The organism is Floridaenema fluviatile BLCC-F154 (assembly GCF_041929135.1).
Taxonomy (GTDB): Bacteria; Cyanobacteriota; Cyanobacteriia; order Cyanobacteriales; family Aerosakkonemataceae; genus Floridanema; species Floridanema fluviatile.
The window spans coordinates 1-22507 of the sequence record NZ_JBHFNS010000012.1 but is presented as its reverse complement, the minus strand read 5'-3'; the positions used below and the strand labels follow the sequence as shown (position 1 = coordinate 22507).

The following is a 22507-nucleotide window of genomic DNA, read 5'->3' as shown; positions in this document are numbered from 1 at the left end:
TAGATTTTGGATTTTAGATTTGGGATTAAGTCTAAAATCTAAAATTTTGTAATGATTAATTCAAAGGGAGAAAGTTGTGCCAAGTACTCAAGAAATTGCGGGATACGCGCAAGAAATCGCTCAGAAATTAGGAATTAAAAAGTTCGATATTTACGGTTCAACCGTTGATGAAACCAGCGTACAAGTAGATCAAGGTGAACCGAAACAAGTTAACGCTTCTAGTCGTTCCGGTGTAATGGTTCGAGTGTGGAATGACAAGCAAAGTTTAGGGGTTACTAGTACTACAGATGTCGATCCTTTGGGAATTGAATTAGCTTTAAAAACCGCTTATGAAGCCAGCTTTTTTGGTGCAAAAGAAAACATTCCCGACTTTAGCCCCGAAGCAACTATTCCCATTACTCATTCATCCGCAGAAAAAGCCAACCAAGCACCCGCAGCTAAACTAATTGAAACTTTATTAGCAGCAGAAAAAGAGTTGATTTCTGCTCATCCAGCAATTACAAGTGTACCTTACAATGGTTTAGCGCAAAGAGATGTCGATCGATTTTATGTTAACAGCGAAGGTGCGGTGAGAAACGAATCTCGTACTGTTTCTTCGATCTATCTTGCTACCAAAACTGAGCAGGAAGGCAAAAAACCTCGTAGTGCTGGCGCTGTAAGAATTAGCCATAGTTTAGAGGAGTTAGATATTCCCGGTTGCTTGCAAGAAGCTGCTCAGAAAACTATCAGTCATTTGGATTATGAAAAAATCAAAACTGGTAAATATCAAGTGGTTTTTTCGGGTAAAGCTTTCTTGAGTTTATTAAATGCTTTTTCTAACATTTTTGATGCTCAAGATATCCTCGACAACCAAAGTCTTTCTACTCCTGAAACCTTGGGAACAAAAATTGCTTCTCCTTTACTTTGTGTCTGCGATGATGCTTTACATCCCAGCAATGTTGGCGCAGAAACTTTTGATGATGAAGGTACACCAACTCGGCGCATTTCTATCATTAATAATGGGGTTTTGACTGGCTTAATTCATAGTGCTGGTACTGCGAAAAGATTGAATACCAAGCCTACTGGTAATGCTAATATTGGCGCGAAGGTAACAGTTAGCCCGCATTTTTATCATATTTTTTCAGAAGCACAACCTGAGCAAGAGTTAAGTGTGAAAACTGCCGATAATGTGATTTATATCGATCAGTTAAAGGCTTTTCATGCGGGAGTTAAGGCGGTACAAGGTTCTTTTTCTCTACCTTTTGATGGTTGGATGATTAGAAATGGTGAGTTAATTAGTATCGATGCGGCGACTGTTGCGGGAGATTTTTTGCAAGTCTTAAATTCGATCGCTTTTATCGAAAAAGAACCAGAATTAACCACAAGTGGAGTTTGCCCAAAAATCTGGGTTGACGCACTTTCAATTACTGGCGAATAAATCCGTTCGTTGTAGCGACTTCAGTCGTGCAAGCACTGAAGTCGCTACAACAAACCGATCGTTTAACTTGATTGTACTAAAGGAATTTTAATAAAAAATTCTGTACCTTTTCCTAAAGTTGACTCGCACCAAAGCGATCCTTGATGTCTATCTACGATGATTTTGTAGCTAATTGATAAGCCTAAACCTGTGCCTTTTCCTACAGGTTTCGTAGTAAAAAAAGCGTCAAATAATCGTTTTTTGGCTTTCGTTGGTATACCGGGACCATTATCAGCAATGCTGATTAAGATAGAATCAGCGTTACAAAGTTCTGTACTAATTATAATGGTAGGAGATGAATTATTGTTGTCTTTTCTCTCTTCTAAAGCATCAATAGCATTGCTGATAATATTCATAAATACTTGATTTAATTGCCCAGCAAAACATTCTACTAAAGGTAATTCTCCGTAATCTTTAACTATTTCAATTTGAGGATTTGTACCGTTAGCTTTGAGGCGATTTTGTAAAATTAACAAAGTACTTTCAATGCCTTCATGAATGTTAACTGCTTTCATTTCTGCTTGTTCGAGTCGGGAGAAATTTCGCAAACTTAGCACTATTTGACGAATGCGATCGGCTCCCACCTTCATCGAAGTTAGAATTTTCGGCATATCTTGCATCAAAAATTCTAAGTCTATTTCTTCCACACATTCTTGGATCTCTGGATTAGAATCGGGACAATATTTTTGGTACAAATTGATTAATTTGAGCAAATCTTTACTGTAATTATTGGCATAAGTTAAATTGCCATAAATGAAGTTAACTGGATTGTTGATTTCGTGAGCTACACCAGCTACTAATTGCCCTAATGTAGACATTTTTTCAGTCTGAATTAATTGGGCTTGAGTTTCTTTTAAATCATATAAAGCTTGTTGCAAAGCTGCGGCTTTTTTTTGAGCATTTGCAGCAGCAATTTGACTTTGTTTGTAAAGTTCTGCTTGTTGAATGGCGATCGCTAACTGCGTACTAATCTGCTGCAATAATTCTACTTCTGAATCTTGCCAAACTCTCGGTTGATTACACTCTTGAACAATCAACAATCCCCAAATTTGATTAGCTTTGATATCTACAGTTATTTCTCCTGTTTCCTCAGTTCTAACGATCGGTACAACTAAACTAGCTCTTACTTGTAACTGCTGCAAAAATACTAAATGGCGATCGCTAATATCCGCATCAGCCACATCATTAATTATCTGTACTACTTCCCCCTGATAAGGATAAAAATAATTGTTCAACAAACAACAATTATCACCTACTTCTTGAATAAGACTAGAACAGTTTTCCCTCGTTTCTTGTACCAGTAACTCACCTTGCAAGCTCTCAGTAAACTGATATATTGCCACTCGATCTGTAGCTAAAAAATTCTGTACTTGCTTAACTGTTGTTTGTAAAATTGTCTTTAAATCTAACGTGCGCCGAATTTGGTTACTAATTACTCTTAATAAAGATTCTCGCTCCATCGCCGCACGAGTTTGAGCATACAAACAAGCTTGATGAATCGCAATAGCTAATTGATTCGCCACCGCTTCTGCTAATTCTAAATCGCTTTTTGTCCAATAGCGATTGTAACCACATTGATTCAGATAAATAATTGCGTGTAATACATCATTTGCTTGCACCGGAACAACTAAAGAAGATCTAATTCCCGCTTTTTGGTATTCTTCATTTTGTTCGCCAATCCGCGTATCCTGAGTAATATCATTTATTACCACTGATTGTCCATTTTGAATTACCCATTGCGTAATCGGTCCTTGAGTATCAAAATCAGTTAAAGAAGCCGTAAAAGGTTCTCGATAAACTTCATATAAATGCTGACGGCGATAGGCTATTTGATGGGCTGTTTCCCAAAAGCTTTTCGTTTGATTATCTGTCAATTTTGCCTGACTATTGCCCATTAAAATATTATGTTTAACTTCCGATTTTCCCCTGCTAACAGTTTCTACTAAATGCACTAAACACCGATCGACCTCCAACGCATCTAACAACTGCTCGATCGCTGAATTTAAAATTGTTTCTAAATCCAAACTCTCCCTAGTTTGACTAGTAATTTGATTAATTAGTTTTTCCCTTTGCGCTTGTCTCTGACTCCGTTCGTAAATTTGAGTTTGGCGAATTGCGATCGCTAATTGTTGCGCCACTAACTTTAAAAAATCAAGCTCATTTGCACTCCAATGGCGTTGGTAAGAACAGTAACAAGCAATTAATCCGAGCGCATTTTCTTGAAAACTTTCTTCACTGCTATCCCGATAAACCGGAATTATTAATTGAGCAAAATCTTGATCTACTAAAGAATTTTGTTTTCCTCTTCTGCGCCGCGATCGCTCACTCGTTTGTTGCGCTAGCATTTGTGCGATCGCCTCAAAAGATGCCAACATGGAATTAGTACCACATTTAATAAAAATTAAGTCATTGGTAATTCCTGAAGCAATTTTTTCTAAAGCACTAGCTGCACCAGTAAATATCTCTAATGGACAACATTCCCCAGTAATTAACTGCCGTTTTTCCGCCAACCATTCATAACTTACTTTAATTTGTTTAGTATTTGGCAAATACCAAAAAAAACAACAACGTTCTATATTTAATAATTTACTTATCTCTTCTAATGCCACTTCTATCGGCGCACAACTTTCTATTCCTAAACTTTCCGAAGCGTTCCAAATCCGCGCAATTACTTTTTGCAAGATTACACTCCTTTTGTAGGGATCTTCCATTTCTGTGTTAACTAACTGTTTTTTACAGTTTAATCCAGACGATAAATTATGTACTAGGGATATAGAACCCACCATAGTTATACCTTAGAAGCTTAGTTGGGAGATTTTTGTAAGTGCAATGCTTAGCCTTTACATTTGTTAGCTAATTTAGTTAAAGTAATTTTGACTGCTAATAAATTTAATTTAGGTGTGAATTCTTAGAGTTGATTTTTTGCCCACTTTTTCACTAGCTAGTCCTTGGTTTAATTCGGCAGTCTTTTATTACTTTAATTAATTTTAATCCGTTCTTAATTTTATTTTGTTGCCTTTGTTTAAATTGAAACATTTTTTACAAACTTCATAGTTGATGCCTGCAACGTTTCTTAATTTACCCTGCTGAAAATGAGGGCTATCCTAATATAGAAGTTGCAATTTTCCTGTAGTATGAGAGAGAACGCAAATAATTTTCGTATAAATTTATACAAAAAAAGCGAAACGCCGCCACAGTTAGGACTGCGACAGCGTAAAGATTAAATATTTGCTGAGTTAAGCAGTAACTTAGGCAACTAAATGTTGTTGAACCGTGAGAACTAATTTATCCGCCCAGTGATGAGTTAGTTCTGCACTGGCGGCTTCCACCATCACTCTAATTAAAGGTTCAGTACCGGAAGCGCGAACTAAAATCCGTCCTTGTCCAGCCATTGCGTTTTCGGCTTGCGCGATCGCATTCATCAACACATCACAATTTTGCCAATTCAACCGCACTTCCCGATCCTCAACCCGAACATTTTTCAAAACTTGAGGATAAGGTTGGAAACTTTGGTCTACCATTTCCCGTAAAGAAGTACCTGTTTCCTTAACGATCGCCGCCAAATGCAACGCCGTCAACAAACCATCACCACTAATACCATAATGACGACACAAAATATGCCCAGATTGTTCGCCACCTAACATCGCATCTTGGCGCACCATTTCTGCGTGAACATACTGATCGCCCACCGGAGTCCGCAAAAATTGACCGCCCAAATGTTGCCAAGCTAATTCAAAACCCAAATTAGCCATCACCGTAGCCACAATCATATTTCCGGGTAACTTTTGCCCTTGGGCTAAATGCTGTCCCCAGAAATAGAGAATGTAATCTCCATCTACCACACGCCCTTGAGAGTCTACCGCCAAAGCGCGATCGGCATCACCATCAAAAGCAAAACCCAAATCAGCTTGATGAACTTTTACCGCTTCCTGCAATTTACCCAAATGAGTCGAACCGCAATTTACATTAATCCGATCGCCATCCGCGGCTTCATGCAAGCAAATCACCTCAGCGCCCATCGCCGCAAACACTTCTGGCGCTATCCCCACAGCCGCACCCCAAGCCAGATCCAGCACCACACGCATTCCCCGCAAATCCAAACCAGCTTGCAGCGGTTCAGTCAAGGAAGCTTTATAATCCTTCAGCAAATCCCGGCGCTGATAGTGCTTACCCCAACCATTCCCAGTAATATTACTAAATTCCCGCTTACCACGCAGTCCAGCTTCAATTTCTGCTTGTAATTCCTTATTCAGTTTTGTACCACTGGGGCCAAAAATTTTAATTCCATTATCCTCTGGTGGATTATGGCTAGCCGAAATCATCACACCGCCCAAAGCACCCGCCGCATGAGTCAGATAAGCCACACCTGGAGTCGGACAAATGCCCAAATCCCAAACTTCCAACCCAGCAGCGGTTAAACCAGCAGACAAAGCCATTGCTAACATATTGCTGGAATTTCGCGTATCCTGACCCACAATTACTTTTCCCGTACTGCTGGCTTGGTGGGAAAAGATCGAAGACAAAACTTGACCGCAGTGAAAACCTACTTGCAAAGCCAGTTCCGCCGTTAGCAAATCCCCAACCTTCCCCCTAATTCCATCCGTGCCAAATAAAGCCGTCGATGGTAGCGCCGTAGAATGGTATCCTGGGTTAGGGTTCGCCTGCGGTGAACTGACTGTCGGTACTACAGATATTCCTAATTCAGAGCGTCCAGAGGACTGAGTTTTTACAGGGGTTGAAACCATAAGCTAAAGTCACTCCACACATCACACTTACTTACTAGTGGAGGATAGCACTTTCGGGAACCAGTCTAAAGTATTAAAGGCTATTGGTAATCGATCGGGACATTTTTGCGACCAAAGGCAATAGGAACAGGTAACAAATTTGTCCCCGTTTGGGTGGGTAGCCGTATTAAATGCTTTTGTACTAAGTCCGATTGACTATTTGACTTGATTCTAATTCAGGTTTTCTGGTATTTTTATGTATTTTTTATGAAGATATTAATAGATAATTTTAAGTAATTATAAGTAGACCGATTAAGGTTGTCATAACAAATTTTTTCAGGAAAAAGGGTAAGGGAAAAATGGGAAAATATTAAAGGGTAAAGGGAAAAACTTAGATTCCCGCCTTTCACCTTTAACCTTTTCCCCTTCACCATTTACTAAGCAGTATTACTTAAACTGCTACTTCTGATAAAAGCAGCTGCATATCTTCCCAAGTTAAATCTTTTTGAATATAGCGAGGTGCTGCGGGATTATAAGGACTGGCTAGGCGATCGATACTAGTAATTTTCGCCGCTTCCGGCAATACTGGCACATCTGGATCGCTAGCCGTCGGATTCATTAAAGAACTAGAAAAACCCTTAAAAATGGCAATTTGGTCTTCAACATCTCCAATTTGCACATTCACCAGTAACACCTCTTGGGGACGTTTTTCCGTATATTTTTCTAAGCGTCTACCAATAGAATCACTCATAACTAATTGCAATTTGGATAGCTGATTTAGTTACATTTCTAGCTTTATTGTTCAATAGCCGATCGCCCTTGTTTACCCAACCTAAAAAACAAAAAGTAAACAAAATAAGCCACATAAATTATCAACGCCATTAAGCCAATAAAACCCAAAAAACCCGGCTTAGTATTAGCGTGGAAATATTCCTTAAATAACAAAGGTGGTTCTCGCCACACTTGACAAAACGGCTCATTCATCGCCCCCGCCGAAAACGCGCAACGTAAGAAAGGAATTTGGCCGATCGCACCTAGCAAACTGTAAACTGTAATTGCCCATCGCCAAGAAGTCACACCTAACTTTAACTTCCGCTCTGGCAAATCACTAATTTCCTCATTAATATCCTGCCAAAACCATAAAGAAATCGGAATTAATATCCGCACCGCCAAAGCCGAAATAAAAGCAATTGACCAAGAACCGATCGTCAAATAAATCGTAATTGCCAACAAACTAGCAACCCGCCAGTAAATAATCATCAACCTCTGCACCGCATCGCTTTTTTGGACAATCGCCCAAACTAGTAGAATCAGAGGAATAATCACCGTAAATAATACCGCTAGTCGGTAATCCATCCAAACTAACGGTCGAAACCAAATGTTCTCTTGCATCATCTCCTAACTGCTTTACAGTAAAAAAGTAGCAACTCGAACTCATTTTACAGAGTTCGGTTGCAGAAGTTAATTAAATACATAGAGAACTAACAAAAATTAGTCCTCATATAACCGACACTCAGCAGCATCCGGGTTATCATCACAGTATTTATCAAAAGCAGTTTTCTGTGGTTCTTCTCGCTGATGTGAAGCTTCGGCTTGTAATTCTTCCACCGCTTCCCAAGCAGCAGCACATTGACCCGATGTAGCACCTTCAGTAGTACATACCTGACGAGCTTGTTCCCGTTCTTTTTCGATTTTTTGTTCGATGTTGCTCATAGATCTTGTCTTTGTTTGAGGATTTTCTATCTTTCAGTTTAATCTCAGTTTTTCGTCCTCTTAATTTTATGAGAGGCATCTATATGATGAGATCCTAACTGTCTATTCTTACAATCAGCTTCTTCGCAAGGTAAGAATCTGAGTTTATTTCTTAAGATTTAGGCGTTACTGAATTAACAGTATGTAATCACGCCTTCTATCTTTAGCAGTTTTCATCTTATCATTTGTTTACAAAAACCTACCAGTATGAAAACCGAAACTCTTCACCAGTACTCAAATCACAGATTAATTGCTATCCTACCAAGATTAAAGCCCAGAGCCTCCGTACTTTAACCGAACAAAGGCTTTAGCCCTGAGATTGGTGCAAAAATTTCCCTAAATCTAGGCAGATATTTATAAAAATCGCGGCTTTAGATTTTAGATAGCGTAAAATCAGGAAATAGGACGTGAGGTGAAACCCATGAGCAACCAAATTAGGTGGGCAAATGCCCTCTCCACCCGTCCCTCTTTGGAAGCGGCTGTCGAGGAAGTTGTAGAACGTGCAGAAAAATCATTACAAGCAACAGCAGACTTAGGACTGGTGTTTATTTCCTCTGCTTTTGCCAGTGAGTATACAAGGTTAATGCCCTTACTCCAAGAGCGATTATCAGTAAAATTACTAATTGGTTGCAGTGGGGGCGGTGTAATTGGCATGAGTCGCTACGGCGAAGCCCAGGAAGTAGAAGGACAACCTGGATTAAGCCTGACTTTGTTACACTTACCAGATGTAAAAGTACAACCCTTTCATCTCCTACCAGAAGTTTTACCAGATTTAGATAGTTCTCCCGATACTTGGGTGAATTTAATTGGTGTAGCGCCAGAAACTCGACCGCACTTTATTTTATTTTCCGATCCCTTTTTATCCGGGATCAACGATCTCCTCGAAGGTTTAGATTTTGCTTATCCGGGAGCAGTTAAATTAGGGGGATTAGCTAGTGGTGGTAATGTCAGAGGTAATATTGGTCTGTTTTGTAACTACAAACTCCATCGCGAAGGTACAGTAGGAGTTGCTTTAAGCGGTAACATTATTTTAGAAACAATTGTTGCCCAAGGTTGCCGTCCGATTGGGGAAACTTATCGCGTTACTGAAGGGGAAAGAAATATTGTTTTGGGATTAGAAGAACAGGGTAATGATGTTTTTAGTAATGGGAATTCTCGCCCACCTTTAGAAGTTTTGCGCGATCTGTTACAAGGTTTAAGTGATAACGATCGCCTATTAGCCCAAAATTCCCTGTTTGTCGGTGTAGCGAGAGATGAATTTAAACAGGAATTACAGCACGGAGATTTTTTAATTCGCAATTTGTTAGGTGTCGATCCCAAAGCAGGGGCGATCGCAATTGGCGATCGAGTTCGTCCCGGACAACGCATCAAATTCCACCTCCGAGATGCCGACGCATCAGCCGACGATTTAGAAATGATGCTCAAACGTTACCTACAACAAACTCCCGCTGACGCTGATGCCCTTGGCGCATTAATGTTCCCCTGCGTCGGTAGAGGTGAAGGGCTTTATGGTCGCCCAAACTTTGACTCCCAACTACTCCGTCGTTACTTAAAAAATGTCCCCGTCAGCGGCTTCTTCTGTAACGGCGAAATTGGCCCTGTCGGTAGCGGCACTTTCCTTCACGGTTATACCTCAGTATTCGGCATCTGTCGCCAACCTTAGAGGGGCAGAGGGGCAGAGGGGCAGGGGGGCAGAGGGGCAGAGGGGCAGAGGGGCAGAGGGGCAGGGGTGAGGAGAATTCAACAATTAAAACTTTTTCTGTCTCGCCCATCTTCCCATCTCCTGCCAATGCGCTAAAAGCTAGTTGCGGCTAATTTTCTTTGCCAAATAATCATATTAGAACCCACTACCGGAGAACGAGCTATTAGCCTACCTTCAATATCATTAATTTCCAACTTTTCAAAGTCTAATTCTTGAGAACGTTGCCACATATCCGCAGCTAATTGATCCTGTTTAGTTGGATCGAAAGTGTACCAATCATTAGCTACTTGAAGACTTAAAAAATTATTGGGAAAATCAGCTTGAATTGCCACAATTAAACCATTAGCATATTCACCTGCAATGTTAGCAACTTGGTTTTGAATTGCGGCAATTAATTTTTGTTCCGGTGTCAATACTGGCGCTGGTGGGGGCAAATTTTCTACTATTTCAGGCGGCTTGGGTGCTGTTAATTCTGGCGGCGCTTTAATTCCTGATGCTACCTTTTCCTCTTCTGGTACAGGTGTAAATACAGGAGTTTCTGGCGATGTAGTAATTTCTGATGGTACGGGTATTTCTGCAACTGGGGCTTCTTCTGGTGGTGTTGTTATTTCTGGCGGAAGTACAATTTCTGGTGGGATATTTACTTGGGGCGGAATGGTAATTTCCGGTGGTAGAACTTCTTCTGATGGTGTGCTGGGAACTGTGGGGGGAACTTCAGCAATTTGGGTGGGTTTTCCGGGGGAAAGTAGGGAATTTATCCAGAATATTGAGATTAATACTAGAGCGATCGCACCAGTCAACACCGTATCATTAGGCAACTTTTGCCGCACCGACTCCGGTAAAATCTGACGTACCTTCGTCAAAAAAGCCTTCCACCAACCGGGAATTTTCCGCAAGAAACCCAACAATAATGCCGCAAAACTCGGCTTTTCCGCCACTGGCGCAGTCTTAGCAGTAGTTTTCGCCGTTGCTACAGGCGCAGGAGTATTTGTTGCAGCTAAACTATCTCCCACCGCACTCTCGACAGGCGTTTCTGCTGCTACTTCCGCCAAACTGTCGCCTTTGACATTAGAAACAGGCGTTATCGTTTCCGCTGGTGCTTCCGCTAAAGTTTCCCCAACGAGAGTCGGAACATCTGTAACAGTTTCCGCTACTACTTCTGCTAAACTATCCTCCACTGCACTAGGAACATCTGTAACAGCTTCCGTGATTACTTCCGCTAAACTATCCCCCACTGCACTCTTGATAGGCGTTTTTGCTGGTACTTCTGCTAAAGTTTCCCCCTGCGTTTGCGAAACAGGCATTGTTGTTTCTGGTGGTAAACTAGCAGCCGAGGGTATAGTATCCTGAGTGCTCACTTCTGTAGATACTTGAGGCGCAACTTCCGGTTGTTTCTTTTCCACTTGCTTCTGAGCACCTTTGCTTTTCCAAAGTGATTGGACTTGCTTCCAAGTTTGATTAATAATAGTGCCTACTTTTGCCAAACTAGAACTCGCCTTACCCGTTTCTGGTGTTGGTGTCGGGGAGGGCGAAGTTGGTTTTTCTGGTTCTGGCTGCTTTGGTCGATCTTGTGACATGAATATAAATATATAAGTGTGACGGCTTTAGTTTTAAGATTCTTACAGATTGCTCTCTCCTGCCCTAATCTATCATCTGCTATCCTGCTTTCGATCGCGTTATTCAGTTTAAGAATTTATTATGAACTTCAAGCGTCGTCAGTTTCTAGTTTTGGGCGGTTTAGCTGGTTTGGGATTCAGCTTTTTAGGTAAACTTCTGCAAACTTCCCCAGCCGAAAGCGCAGATACTCAATTATCCAACGCAGTCCCAGAATTAGCCACCCCCACCGAACCGCCTTTGTTCCGCTTCGTTTCCGTCGCTGACACGGGCACTGGCACAAAAAGTCAGTACGCGGTAGCGGAAGCGATGTCTCGCTATCACGAAAAAAACCCTTACAATTTAGTCATTTTGGCTGGCGATAACATTTATAACTATGGGGAAATTGAAAAAATCGAGGCAGTTTTTGAGCGTCCTTATCAAGATTTATTAAAAAAAGGAGTCAAGTTTCGTGCTTGTTTAGGTAATCACGATATTCGCACAGAAAACGGCGATCCTCAAGTTAAGTATGCTGGGTTTAATATGCCAAGTCGCTACTATACTTTTCGTCATGATTCGATACAATTTTTTGCTTTAGATACTAATGGTAATGCTGATTGGAAAAATCAGATGGTTTGGTTAGAAGAAGAATTAAGTCGCAGCGATGCACCTTGGAAAGTGGTTTTTGGACATCACCAAATTTATTCTGCTGGTGTTTATGGGATGAATGAACCTTTTATTAAGCTGTTTACTCCGCTTTTCCAAAAATACAAAGTGCAACTTTATATTAATGGTCACGAACATAGTTATGAACGGACTCGTTCTATTAATGGTACAACTTACATGATTACTGGTGGAGGTGCAGGAACTCGCCCAGTAGGACGTTCTGATTTTACGGAATATTCAGCAAGTCGCTTGAGTTTTGCGGCTTATGATGTGTATCGCGATCGAATTTTAATTAGCGCCATTGGTACAGATAATTTAGTGTTTGATCGAGGTGTGATTAGTTTGTAGGGTTGGGATTGGCGATCGATTTGAGGAAAAACCATGAAAGTCAAACAATTAAAAATTTCCTCATTTCTAGATAATTTAATTTAAAAGCTCCTCCTTGTCTTCTCTTTAGAGCTTAAGCCTTAAGTATCAGTTCTGATAAGGGTTTGAGTTTATCAGTATGTTCCCTATGTACTAGAGTGCGATCGTCACTGATCCCCCTGCTATATCCTAAAAACCAAGTACAGATTCCAGTAAATCCACTGTTATTGATTCACTACTTACAGAGATATAAAAGTTAAAGGACTAGTCAAAATATACTGTCAGGGAAACCAATAATATGTCAAATTCACTAGTAGGGCTTAAGCGTAACTCTAAAAAAGTCCTTTCTTTAGTATTGGGTTTAGGAGTCTTAGCTTCAATTAATGTAGGAAACATTGATCAAGCTACTGCCATACAGTGTAATATTTCTGCTCCTGAATTACCTAGTAGAAATGTCAGGGTCTATAAAGATTCTCGCTATGGATTCCAAATTGAAATACCAGCCAATTACCGAGTCATGCAATTACCTGCTGGGGCTGGGGGTCAATATAGCATAGGAATATTTGACCCAAATGGCTATAGAGAGATGGTCTGTTTACTCAGAAATAAGGTTCCAACTGATAGCGACCCAGCTTCAATTATTGTGACTATAGATAACACTAACTCATTCATCCAGAACCTGCGAGAAAGTCTATCTAGAGGATATACTACAAGACCTATAGAGAAAAATGGGAGACTTATTTATACTGGAATGGGAGAGGAAACCACCCTTAATATTTCACAGAGTTACAAGAATAGATTTGTAGTAACATTTTCGGCTTCAATAGGAACGAATAACTCTATTATTATGGAAAGCGTTTTAAAGCAAGTACTTAACTCTTTTCAATAAACCAATTCTTACAAAAGTGGTATGTGGTATTTCATCACATACCGCTTCCCAATTAATTATACTCTTCAGTAGAAAATGAAACGCTATCAAAAGCTACTCCTTTTAGGTCTTACTTTAATTACTCTACTTAGCTCTCAGCTTTTAGTTAGGGCAGTCAACTGCCCTTCTTATGGTTGCGTTCCTAGAGTCATGGATGAAACCATCGTTGTGAGAGGTAACACTGTCACTGGCGAGGCGGGGGGAATACAGTACTACAGCAAGTTTAGGATTAATTGCCGCACTGGAGAGTACGTTTCTTCACTTGGAAGAGGTAACATATTCAGAGTCTCTGCCAAGCAACCAGACGCAGTAATGGCTGCAACCATTGGAATGTCCTGCCCTGAGTAATATATGTTAAAGATGTCTAAGCTTTACCCACCCAACAGTCTCAAGTAGATGTATAGTATTGCCTCAAACACCAAGCATACTCTACTTTATATCCCATATTTTATAGGCTTTTTACCTATACTCCTTTATATAAACCCCCTTATAAGAAAATTCATAGAGGTAGGGTTGCATATATCGGGAAAAGGCTTTATACTTACTTTAGGGAGAGGCAATCAACCTCCTTGTTACCAGCAAAGAGAATTGCCTCTCCAAATCAAGTTAACCCTTTAGAGTACAAAAAAAGGGATGTTTCTAATGAACATTATACCAGATACGGCTCACAAGACAAGTGGGCGTGTCCTACTTAATCATGAGGAGATCAAGCTTTTATTAGCGGTCTATGAAAGAGGAGGAACTGCTACCTTAAGTGATCTTGGAAAAGACCTTGGCTTATCTAGATCAGCAAACTTAAAACGTGCAGATAAGCTAGTAGCAAAACAATTACTAACTAAAGAGGTATTAGCGGGGACTGAAAATAAACACATACCTACTAACATTTACTCTTTATTCTCCGGTTCTACTAGGGAAGGTATTGAGAAAGCCTACTCTACAGGATATATAGAAGTACCTTGGTTGCCTTCTCAACAGGCTGAAGAGGTAGTTCCAGAATCAGATAGTGAAGAATTATCTGATAGCTACAATGACTTACAGATAGAATCTGAAGAGGAAGAAAATGAGAATGGATTAACAGTTCGATTCGATTATGATAAAGTCCTTGAGATAATGGCTGCTGAAATAGCCAGTCTTAAACAAGAAGTAGGACAGCTAAATCAGGAAGTAACACAATTAAAGCAACAATTCTCACACAAATCAGAAATTAAACTGCATGATAATAGCAATCTTGAAAAGATTGTAAATATCATGAAGCTACAACCAAATGGTCGAAGCTAAACATCTATGCCTGAACTAGAAATAAGTTCAGGCATAAATAAAAACTCATTGTTCAGTTTGGTTTAACCATTAACAGTAAGCCTTTGAATGGCTAGTTCAAAAAACTCACTGTTAAAACAATCCAAGAGAGCGTGGCGGAAGGGTAAACGCAATCCAGTTGGCATCTGGATTTAACCTCTGGGGAGGGGTTTTTTTGTGGGTTCAACTCCCACCGCTCTCAAGAAAAACAACTTGATCCTACTTACATCTACGAAACGATATCTGGAGGCCAAATTATGTCTTAGTAAATATCCGAGTATATGACCCTATCGTTCGCAGGTTGCGTATTCCGTAACCTTAACTGGTAAAGGTTTGGCATTCTTTTACCAGATGCTCAAGAGATTAAAACTCTTGTGGCACGGGGCTTTGCACTCATTTAATTGTAACATTATTTGAGTTCTTAGTCAATTCTTTGCAATCCCCGATACCACATAAATGCCAATTCGTCAAATCAACCAAGAGAAATAAGACTATGGCTAAGTGCAAAGAACAATTCAATTCAGCAAAGCAAATGAACTTCAACAGGATTATGATTCGTCATTATATCGATGACGAGTTGGTTAACTTAATAGATATGTGGAACGCAGCAGGTAAACCTGCCAATAAAGCTCCCCGTGACTGGATAAGATTAAACCAAACTCAAGAATTACTTGAGAAACTCGTCAAGCAAACGGGTACTTTACCCATTCGGGTGGAACGCAAAAGAGGTGAGGGTCGTAAACCAAAACACTTAATTGCTCAAATCCCAGGAATTCTTATTGTCTCTACTGAAGGTAAAAGGGCTGGTACTTATGCAATTTCTAAGTTAGCTATTGACTACTACGAATATCTCTCATGCTGCTGCATAAGTAAGTTGTCAGCCTAAAATAGGTGAAAGGTGGATAAGCTGTTACGCATTTAAATTGCTTATTAACGAGTAGGGTGCGTCAGACGGTAAAGCCTTATATAGAAAGGAAAATATCTAAATCTGACGCACCCTACAATATGACTTTTAAATGCGTAACAGCTTACTATCCACCTTTTCTTTCTATTGGAGCCATGTAACTGTTACGCCTCAAGTGTTTAATGCGTTCCACTTAATGTGTTCCATCAGTTCGGGCTTTCTATATAGCCAAGATGTAGACACCCCTGCTGCTTCCTCTGTCTTAGCTATCGCTGTCGATCGCTTCATCAAGGCATGGTCTTTAAGACCACTTGTGTTATGTGGGTGTATATCAAAGCCCTTTGAAAGCTAGTATCTCTTTGGCTGGCTTTCGATCGCCATTACAAGCAATCCGTCTGGGGCCTTCTAACAATGTGATCTCAAACCCTAATCGGGTGTATAAGTCAATTACTCTCTCTGTTGCCTGATTAGACACAATGACAGTCTCTTTAGATGTGGCTAACCACTCCGCTAACCTAATCTGGTCTTCCCACTTAAAGTCAGTGGCACTGTATCTTGTGAACTCCACATCATAAGGAGGGTCTGCATAGATAAGGTCGCCCTCTTCAAGAGACAACATAGAGAAGTCTTGAGAACTGAACACCCAGTCTTTTAGAAGCGGGATGTAGTTGGTAAAGTCTGTAGCGTAGTTGATTGTCTTGTACTGACCGAAAGGGACATTAAATTCACCTTTGCTATTAAAGCGAACCAATCCGTTGTAGGCGCTGCGGTTTAAGAAATAGAACAACTCTGCCGCATTTTTAGTGTTGCCCTGCCCTGCCTTGATTAACTGGTTGAATCGATCACGGTATTGGTAGTAGCAATCTTTATCATTCTCTAATGGAATGTCGATCTTCAAGCCACGTTGTAACGACTTATAGAAGTTAATCAGATGGGGATTTATATCATTTAGTAGAGCTTTTTCAGGAAGAAGACCTAAAGCAATAGCCATACCACCAACAAAAGGCTCAACCAATCTGTTATAAGTTTTGTCGCCCAAAAGTTCCCGCAATATAGGTACTAACCAACGTTTTCCACCAGCCCACTTAAGGGGTGGGTTTAGACTCTGTTTTACGGTAGTTGTCATCTTTTAGTTAAAGCCTCTAGAGTTTTAATCATTGTTCTTAAGTTGGCGGTCACTTGCTCATTCATTTCTACGATCCTTGCCCAACCTTTCTTCTTAGCTGCCTTCATAATCTCTTCAATACGGTTTAATTGCTCTTTATGTTAGTAATAAGAATTAAGGACAGAGACTACATAATATTAGCAGTTTTTGAGTTGTTAAGTGAAGAGAGAATATGTTAGATCTGTTTGTAAAATAAGATGGTTAAGCGCGATCGCCTTTTCCCCAATACCCAGCTTTCAGTGCCCTGGAAAACCCGTGATTAAATCCCATCATGTCTCAGCAATTTTGACCACTTCTGAGGCAATCTCTCACTGGAATGAAACCGATTTTATTCAGGTGTTAAAACAAGCAGCTATTACTGCCAAACTTTCACCAGTGGGGGAACTTTCCGTTACCTTTCAACCCCAAGGAATTTCCGCAGTTATCTTACTTGCAGAATCTCATGTTGCTATACATTTTTGGCCTGAAGAAAGAAAAGTTTGTGTTGATATTCATGTCTGCGATTATTCCCAAGACAATCAACAAAAAGCTGAGATTTTAGCTCATTTACTCACTTTAAAATTAAGTGAAAATAGCCAAAAAGAACATTGGGAACATTTAGAAGTTACTGGTTAATTACCGAATTTTATAAAAAAGCCCAAGCAATTAAAAATGAAGCCGCAATATAAGCAAATGCCTCAATTAATCCTGCACCGACATTGGGAATTTCTTGGTTGACAATTTCATCGGATATTTTGACTCCTGGTACTAAAATTAAATCAGCTAACCAGCGAATTACTACTAATGAACCTAAGCAAAATAGTAAAATTAATCCGTACTGAGTAAAACTGGTAAACCAATTTTGAAATTCTGGGCTAAAGGCTACTCTCACAATATTTCCTGTACCAATTAATAAGCCGGATAAGGCAACTCCAGCCGCAGGATTATTGCGTTTTTCAATTTCGCCAAACACATCATAAGTTGTGACTTTCGGATAAATAATACTGACTAAAAATAATACTGCTAATCCAATTAACCAACAGACTAATCCAACCAACCAACCGCCACTTTCTCCGGCTAAAGCGGCATTTAAAATTAAGCCATTAGCGATGTGAATTCCTGCTTCTACAAAAGCTGCACCAATGTTACGTTCTTCTAATACTTCTCTGGCGGTATCGCACTGGCGAAGAATTAAGCGATCGCCTATCCAAGCCCCTGCTAACATAAATAAAATTACCGTCGCCCCATAACTTACTAAATTCGTTATTTTCTGTTGCCAACTACTTGCAGGTTGTGCTAAAACTCCACCAAGAGCAATGACAATTCCCAAGTAATAACCTACTAAAGAAATTGCTACTGCGGGATTATCTTTAACAAATAATTCTAAGTTTAATTGAATGCGACGAAATAACTTTTGATACGCTAATTGTCCTACCCAAAATAATCCAAAACCTACGGCTAATTCTAAAATTATTACTCCTGATTGCATCAAGGCATCATATAAAATTCTGTTCATTTTCATTACCTCCAATAGCTTTTAATAATCCGATTAAAGTATCTGCCAAACGATCGTAAAAAAAATAATCCTGTGCGCCAATAGTTGTCATATTTATGCCGCCAAATTGACTTTTAAATTGGGAAAATTTAGCATAACTATGCTGAGGATTACGAGTAAAACCATAAAAATCATACATTGTACAATTTTTGCTTTTTGCTCGTTGCATCGCTGCCCAATGTAAGGCGTAAGATGCCATTACTTGGGAATAAATCGGACTACTTCCGCCGTAAAGGTAGGTAGCGCGATCGCCAAAATAAACTACTAAAATTGTCGCTAAAACTTCTCCTTTCCATTTGGCAAAACCAATTTCTGCCATATTAGCTTTAAACAGCGTCAAACAGAGATTTATGAAGAAACTGTAAGGTTCACCAAAGAAATTTTGTCGTTTTACTGTTTCCCAAAATAAGTCATAAAATACCGGAATCGCTTGGGGATCGGATGTAAATTCTGTTGTCACTCCATAACGCCAACTAAGGCGTAAATTATAGCGTCCTTTTTGCTTCATTGCGGCTAACATTTCTGTTTCGGAAGGACGTAAATCAATTAAGAGAGTTTCTGAAGGTAACAAGTCAACTGGCGCACGGGCAAATTCGGCAATACAATTAGGTTTTTGTTGCCATAATGGTTCGATGCGGAGTGCGATCGCACCCAATTTACTAACTAAACTTTCCGCCTGTTTTAATAATAGCTCTATCCCTACTTCTAAATAAGAAAATGGTAAAATTGGCCCACCGGGTATCATTAGTAAATTCGCTTTACTTGGATGAGGATAAAAATGAAAAATACATCCCCCAATTAACCGATCTTCTGCAAATAAACCATAGCGAAAAGTTTGATAACCCTCCAATTCTTTAAAATCTGCCCATACCCAAGATTGCATAAAGCAACTATGAGGATCTGACGCTACACAATCATCCCATAATTCCTTTTCTTGACTCTGTAAAAGTCTAATTTGTAAACTTATATTTGACTGAGTTGAATTAATCATCATTGGAGTTACTATCACTTAAAAATGTTAAACCCAGCCACACCAAAAATCCTGCTCCCCAAAACATTAATTGTAAGCCTAAAGATTGTCGATCGCTCAAAATAATGGGATCGGAACTATCATAATCTCCGCTACTACCACCATAATAACCTTTAGCAAAAACTGTATCTGGCGCAACTAAATTAGCCATTAGTAAAGTCACTGAAAGCAACATTAAAAATTGAGTAGTACTAGGAGAAAGGTTAGTTAAAGGTTGCCCAGAACGGATTTTTTCTGATAAATTTCTTAAATCTCTGGCTATATGTGGCGGGAGTTCTTGTACTCTTGATAAAGTACTTTTCATCAGTTTATTTAGATCTATTTCCACCAATAATTGTTGTAAATATCCTAACCATTCTCTTTGCATTGCTGGGCTATGGTAGCGATGCTGGATCGGCAATAGTCGATTCAAATCTGGAGGATTTTTTCCTAAGTTCTGAGTTGTTGTAAAATGTTCTAACCAAGCTTTTGCTGTTGATTCTAGTTGTAGCCAGTTTCTCTGCCCAATTTTACCATTACTTACTTCGTAAATCTCTAAAAAATTAACTTTTGAATTGTCGGTTTTTTCTAGTTGAAAACTGGGATTTAGTAGATAATAAAACAATTCGGGAAATTGCAGCGAATTAATTGTTACTTGATGGCGAATATTCGCGATCGCACTATCAAACCAAAAAGCAGCTAACAGCTTTTTTCGATTTATTACTCGTAAGTTTTCGGGAAAGGTAATTTTCTCCAACTCAGCAGCTTCAATAGAAATTTGCGAAGTCAAGAAAAATCCCCAATTTCCATAACCTAAACGCTGAAAAGAAGGAATATTTAATTGTAAAGGTTTAGCCATTAACTCTGCTGCTAATAAAGTTTGGTACAAGCACCAAAAACCAGCAGTGCGAGTTTCTGGAGACACCCCATTAGTACAAAAAATTCCTCCATTTTCTAAGGCTAAATTAACTTGTTGAAACCACTCTAAACTATAAACTTTAGTATCTTCTGCATTGGTGGGATAAGTAAAATCAGCAATAATTACATGATACAAACCAGTAGGAACTTCTCTAATAAAATCCCTAGCATCTTGAATATAAATAGTTAAGCGATCGCTTGTCAAACTCCCCGCATTAAACGGTTTAAATATAGTATTACCTAATTCTAAAACCTCAGAATCATAATCAACTAAATCGACATGACTAACTTCCGAAAACTTTAGCACTTCTCGCACCGCCAAACCATCCCCACCACCACAGATTAAAACCCGCAATTCAGTATCAGGAAATCTCAGTTTTGCTAAAGCGATCGCCGGAATTACCAAATATTCATGATAAATTGCTTCATCAGCACTATCAAATTGCAAATCGCCATTAATATAAAAAGCGATCCCATCAGCCTGTTGTTCAACAAACAAAGAAGCCATTATTAACTACCCATTGAAAAACATAGAACATCCCACAAATAGCAAGATTATGCCTACAGAAGCTAATCCTAATCTCAACCATAATAACCGAACTTCCTGGGGCGATTTAGTAATTATTTGGCTAAACTCTTGAGGATTTACCACCTTAGTTGAGTAAACGTGCAACTCTCGATTTTGCCAAGCTTCCAAAGCTAAATTCCATTGACGATTTGTATCCCAATAATCCCAAGTAGTTCGGGGAATCACTTCATCTTCATCTTGGTAACTTCCTTTAGTTTTAGACTCGAAATAATAAGATTTATCGAACATTTTCAACTCCGGGTAAGGCATTTCTTGCTCTTGCATAGCTTGCCATAAGCGATCGGTAACATTTTCTAAAGTCTCTGGTAAAAATATCTTCGGATGACGTAATTCTTCCGCAATATACCAATTAACTAAAGAAGTTCGATTGTGTGGATCGAGTTCTCGTAATAAATAATACTCTTTGTTGACTTTTGATTTTAACAACCATTCTTCAGTTTCATAGCCATAAGCATCTTTATAGCTACTATAATCAGCTACTTGCCACTCAATCCCATGATATTTTAAGCGTGTCCCCGTAGGTAAATACTCAAGTTGACTTGATGTGTTAATAGGACGCATGGAAAATGAATCTCCAACTTATTAATTTTTATTAATTTACTAGTCCAGTAGAGCAACAATAACTATTTACTTAAAAAAATGTAATTATCAGTTAATTAAAGATAACTAGTTCTGACCTCATTTTACTCAACAACGATTATTTTACTCAAGCAAAGAGTTAATAAATCATCATATTCACAGGGAAATTTATTCTAACTTTAAAACAAAAATATCTGGACGGGAACCAAAGCCAGAAAAAAAAGGATAATATTAACCCAGAAAAACAGCTAGCTGAGATTTAGCAAATAATCGCTCAGCGTTTACAATTGTTAAGTCTAAAGTTTCTTAGAGTGTAGGAGTGACCTGCGTGGACAATCCCGACCTCGCCAGAAAGCGATCGCGAGTAGTACCCTCATTAGAAGATATCCCAGAGGCTTTACGGGAAGCGCCAACTACAGTAACCCAGCGTCGAAAGCACAAATTCTGGCTCATACCAGGACTAACTGGACTGGCAGCAATTGCTCTGTTTGCTGGTTTTTGGTTCGCTACCTTCTCATCATCCAAGCCATCAGAACTCAATATAATTACCGCTAATAACAATCAGAGTACAGATAATCCCAAAACTCCCGCCCCCGTTGCACCAGACAAAGTAGCAACTAGACAGCCCGATATAATCGTCGGACAATCTGGACATTTCGCTTATCCAGAAGCGCCAGCCGAACAACTACAACCAATTACAGCTGACGGTCGAATTAAGCTACGTCAACCAGCTGCCCAAAAGTTTAAAGCAATGGTAGCAGCAGCTAGAGCGCAGGGAATTATTTTAGTACCTATTTCGGGATTTCGTTCCGTAGGCGAGCAGCAATACCTATTTTTTGGCATCAAAGCCCAGCGAGGTCAAGTCGCAGCCGAAAGAGCATCAGTTAGCGCCCCTCCAGGTTACAGCGAACATCACACAGGTTACGCCGTTGACATTGGCGATGGCAATGTCCCCGCAACTCACTTGAATCCCAAATTTGAAAATACAGCTGCTTTTAAATGGCTACAAGCAAACGCCCCAAAATTTAGCTTTGAGTTATCTTTCCCAAAAAATAACTCCCAAGGCGTTAGTTACGAACCTTGGCATTGGCGTTTCGTCGGAGATAGACAAAGCCTAGAAACATTCTATAAATCGAAAAATCTCGGCCCTAGTCAGGCAGGGGGGCAGGGGGGCAGGGGGGCAGAGGGGCAGAGGAGCAGAGGGGCGGAGGGGCAGGGGGGGTAGGTTGAGAACAGGAGAAGGCCGCAAGGAGGCGTGGGAGTTGAGTTTTTGGTGTATATGTTTTATTTGCCCGGAGAACGCCTGCCCCCAAAACCCCTAAGCCA

Annotated in this window: 19 protein-coding genes and 1 tRNA gene; 9 read left to right on the top strand and 11 right to left on the bottom strand. The window is 39.8% G+C overall.

What is annotated here, in order from left to right:
• Positions 1–76: 76 nt before the first annotated feature.
• A complete protein-coding gene (locus tag ACE1B6_RS00590; protein ID WP_413255288.1) occupies positions 77–1417 on the top strand; it encodes a TldD/PmbA family protein in 1341 nt (446 codons plus the stop codon).
• Between the two features lie 62 nt (positions 1418–1479).
• Here ACE1B6_RS00590 and ACE1B6_RS00585 read toward each other — a convergent pair whose 3' ends face one another.
• The 5 genes from ACE1B6_RS00585 to ACE1B6_RS00565 all read right to left on the bottom strand — a co-directional run bounded on the left by ACE1B6_RS00585 (position 1480) and on the right by ACE1B6_RS00565 (position 7893).
• Positions 1480–4137: a GAF domain-containing sensor histidine kinase gene (locus ACE1B6_RS00585; RefSeq protein WP_413255287.1), complete on the bottom strand. Its 2658-nt coding sequence runs from the start codon at positions 4135–4137 to the stop codon at positions 1480–1482.
• A 567-nt stretch (positions 4138–4704) separates the two neighbouring features.
• The gene (glmM, locus tag ACE1B6_RS00580) at positions 4705–6201 is read right to left on the bottom strand and encodes a phosphoglucosamine mutase (protein WP_413255286.1); all 1497 of its coding nucleotides are present in this window, start codon (positions 6199–6201) and stop codon (positions 4705–4707) included.
• Positions 6202–6631: 430 nt separating this feature from the next.
• The gene (locus ACE1B6_RS00575) at positions 6632–6931 is read right to left on the bottom strand and encodes a DUF7734 family protein (RefSeq protein WP_413255285.1); all 300 of its coding nucleotides are present in this window, start codon (positions 6929–6931) and stop codon (positions 6632–6634) included.
• 44 nt (positions 6932–6975) lie between these two features.
• Positions 6976–7572: a DUF3177 family protein gene (locus ACE1B6_RS00570; RefSeq protein ID WP_413255295.1), complete on the bottom strand. Its 597-nt coding sequence runs from the start codon at positions 7570–7572 to the stop codon at positions 6976–6978.
• Between the two features lie 99 nt (positions 7573–7671).
• A complete protein-coding gene (locus tag ACE1B6_RS00565) occupies positions 7672–7893 on the bottom strand; it encodes a Calvin cycle protein CP12 (RefSeq protein ID WP_413255284.1) in 222 nt (73 codons plus the stop codon).
• A gap of 460 nt (positions 7894–8353) precedes the next feature.
• On the opposite strand from ACE1B6_RS00565, the gene ACE1B6_RS00560 reads away from it, so the two are divergent.
• On the top strand, positions 8354–9595 hold the full coding sequence (locus ACE1B6_RS00560) for an FIST signal transduction protein (protein ID WP_413255283.1): 1242 nt from the start codon (positions 8354–8356) through the stop codon (positions 9593–9595).
• Positions 9596–9726: 131 nt separating this feature from the next.
• Here ACE1B6_RS00560 and ACE1B6_RS00555 read toward each other — a convergent pair whose 3' ends face one another.
• Positions 9727–11211, bottom strand: coding sequence for a hypothetical protein (locus ACE1B6_RS00555; protein ID WP_413255282.1), 1485 nt, complete (start codon positions 11209–11211; stop codon positions 9727–9729).
• Positions 11212–11332: 121 nt separating this feature from the next.
• On the opposite strand from ACE1B6_RS00555, the gene ACE1B6_RS00550 reads away from it, so the two are divergent.
• The 5 genes from ACE1B6_RS00550 to ACE1B6_RS00530 all read left to right on the top strand — a co-directional run bounded on the left by ACE1B6_RS00550 (position 11333) and on the right by ACE1B6_RS00530 (position 15369).
• Positions 11333–12241: a metallophosphoesterase family protein gene (locus ACE1B6_RS00550; RefSeq protein WP_413255281.1), complete on the top strand. Its 909-nt coding sequence runs from the start codon at positions 11333–11335 to the stop codon at positions 12239–12241.
• Between the two features lie 316 nt (positions 12242–12557).
• On the top strand, positions 12558–13148 hold the full coding sequence (locus ACE1B6_RS00545) for a hypothetical protein (protein ID WP_413255280.1): 591 nt from the start codon (positions 12558–12560) through the stop codon (positions 13146–13148).
• 681 nt (positions 13149–13829) lie between these two features.
• The gene (locus ACE1B6_RS00540) at positions 13830–14465 is read left to right on the top strand and encodes a hypothetical protein (RefSeq protein ID WP_413255279.1); all 636 of its coding nucleotides are present in this window, start codon (positions 13830–13832) and stop codon (positions 14463–14465) included.
• A gap of 125 nt (positions 14466–14590) precedes the next feature.
• Positions 14591–14685: transfer RNA gene (locus tag ACE1B6_RS00535), tRNA-Ala, on the top strand.
• Between the two features lie 291 nt (positions 14686–14976).
• The gene (locus tag ACE1B6_RS00530; RefSeq protein WP_413255278.1) at positions 14977–15369 is read left to right on the top strand and encodes a KilA-N domain-containing protein; all 393 of its coding nucleotides are present in this window, start codon (positions 14977–14979) and stop codon (positions 15367–15369) included.
• A 349-nt stretch (positions 15370–15718) separates the two neighbouring features.
• Here ACE1B6_RS00530 and ACE1B6_RS00525 read toward each other — a convergent pair whose 3' ends face one another.
• Entirely contained in the window at positions 15719–16513 is a 795-nt protein-coding gene (locus ACE1B6_RS00525; RefSeq protein WP_413255277.1) for a DNA adenine methylase, read from the bottom strand.
• 294 nt (positions 16514–16807) lie between these two features.
• On the opposite strand from ACE1B6_RS00525, the gene ACE1B6_RS00520 reads away from it, so the two are divergent.
• Positions 16808–17167, top strand: coding sequence for an S-adenosylmethionine decarboxylase family protein (locus tag ACE1B6_RS00520; protein WP_413255276.1), 360 nt, complete (start codon positions 16808–16810; stop codon positions 17165–17167).
• A gap of 10 nt (positions 17168–17177) precedes the next feature.
• Here the strand turns inward: ACE1B6_RS00520 and ACE1B6_RS00515 are convergent, their stop codons facing one another.
• Genes ACE1B6_RS00515 through ACE1B6_RS00500 form a run of 4 tightly spaced genes read right to left on the bottom strand, consistent with a single transcriptional unit; the run spans position 17178 to position 21163 of the window.
• The gene (locus ACE1B6_RS00515) at positions 17178–18047 is read right to left on the bottom strand and encodes a DUF350 domain-containing protein (RefSeq protein ID WP_413255275.1); all 870 of its coding nucleotides are present in this window, start codon (positions 18045–18047) and stop codon (positions 17178–17180) included.
• Complete coding sequence (locus ACE1B6_RS00510) at positions 18028–19080, bottom strand: lipid II:glycine glycyltransferase FemX (protein ID WP_413255274.1); 1053 nt, start codon at positions 19078–19080, stop codon at positions 18028–18030. Before ACE1B6_RS00510 ends, ACE1B6_RS00515 begins: the two co-directional genes overlap by 20 nt.
• Positions 19070–20521: a spermine/spermidine synthase domain-containing protein gene (locus tag ACE1B6_RS00505; RefSeq protein ID WP_413255273.1), complete on the bottom strand. Its 1452-nt coding sequence runs from the start codon at positions 20519–20521 to the stop codon at positions 19070–19072. Before ACE1B6_RS00505 ends, ACE1B6_RS00510 begins: the two co-directional genes overlap by 11 nt.
• A gap of 6 nt (positions 20522–20527) precedes the next feature.
• Complete coding sequence (locus ACE1B6_RS00500) at positions 20528–21163, bottom strand: DUF4178 domain-containing protein (protein WP_413255272.1); 636 nt, start codon at positions 21161–21163, stop codon at positions 20528–20530.
• A 346-nt stretch (positions 21164–21509) separates the two neighbouring features.
• Here ACE1B6_RS00500 and ACE1B6_RS00495 point away from each other — a divergent pair, with 346 nt between their 5' ends.
• A complete protein-coding gene (locus tag ACE1B6_RS00495) occupies positions 21510–22406 on the top strand; it encodes a M15 family metallopeptidase (RefSeq protein ID WP_413255271.1) in 897 nt (298 codons plus the stop codon).
• Positions 22407–22507: the final 101 nt, after the last annotated feature.

Bases quoted from the DNA above. Each gene is read 5' to 3' on its own strand.
- glmM (WP_413255286.1), bottom strand. From the start codon at position 6,201: ATGGTTTCAACCCCTGTAAAAACTCAGTCCTCTGGACGCTCTGAATTA.
- ACE1B6_RS00575 (WP_413255285.1), bottom strand. From the start codon at position 6,931: ATGAGTGATTCTATTGGTAGACGCTTAGAAAAATATACGGAAAAACGT.
- ACE1B6_RS00570 (WP_413255295.1), bottom strand. From the start codon at position 7,572: ATGCAAGAGAACATTTGGTTTCGACCGTTAGTTTGGATGGATTACCGA.
- ACE1B6_RS00565 (WP_413255284.1), bottom strand. From the start codon at position 7,893: ATGAGCAACATCGAACAAAAAATCGAAAAAGAACGGGAACAAGCTCGT.
- ACE1B6_RS00560 (WP_413255283.1), top strand. From the start codon at position 8,354: ATGAGCAACCAAATTAGGTGGGCAAATGCCCTCTCCACCCGTCCCTCT.
- ACE1B6_RS00555 (WP_413255282.1), bottom strand. From the start codon at position 11,211: ATGTCACAAGATCGACCAAAGCAGCCAGAACCAGAAAAACCAACTTCG.
- ACE1B6_RS00550 (WP_413255281.1), top strand. From the start codon at position 11,333: ATGAACTTCAAGCGTCGTCAGTTTCTAGTTTTGGGCGGTTTAGCTGGT.
- ACE1B6_RS00545 (WP_413255280.1), top strand. From the start codon at position 12,558: ATGTCAAATTCACTAGTAGGGCTTAAGCGTAACTCTAAAAAAGTCCTT.
- ACE1B6_RS00540 (WP_413255279.1), top strand. From the start codon at position 13,830: ATGAACATTATACCAGATACGGCTCACAAGACAAGTGGGCGTGTCCTA.
- ACE1B6_RS00530 (WP_413255278.1), top strand. From the start codon at position 14,977: ATGGCTAAGTGCAAAGAACAATTCAATTCAGCAAAGCAAATGAACTTC.
- ACE1B6_RS00525 (WP_413255277.1), bottom strand. From the start codon at position 16,513: ATGACAACTACCGTAAAACAGAGTCTAAACCCACCCCTTAAGTGGGCT.
- ACE1B6_RS00515 (WP_413255275.1), bottom strand. From the start codon at position 18,047: ATGAACAGAATTTTATATGATGCCTTGATGCAATCAGGAGTAATAATT.
- ACE1B6_RS00510 (WP_413255274.1), bottom strand. From the start codon at position 19,080: ATGATGATTAATTCAACTCAGTCAAATATAAGTTTACAAATTAGACTT.
- ACE1B6_RS00505 (WP_413255273.1), bottom strand. From the start codon at position 20,521: ATGGCTTCTTTGTTTGTTGAACAACAGGCTGATGGGATCGCTTTTTAT.
- ACE1B6_RS00500 (WP_413255272.1), bottom strand. From the start codon at position 21,163: ATGCGTCCTATTAACACATCAAGTCAACTTGAGTATTTACCTACGGGG.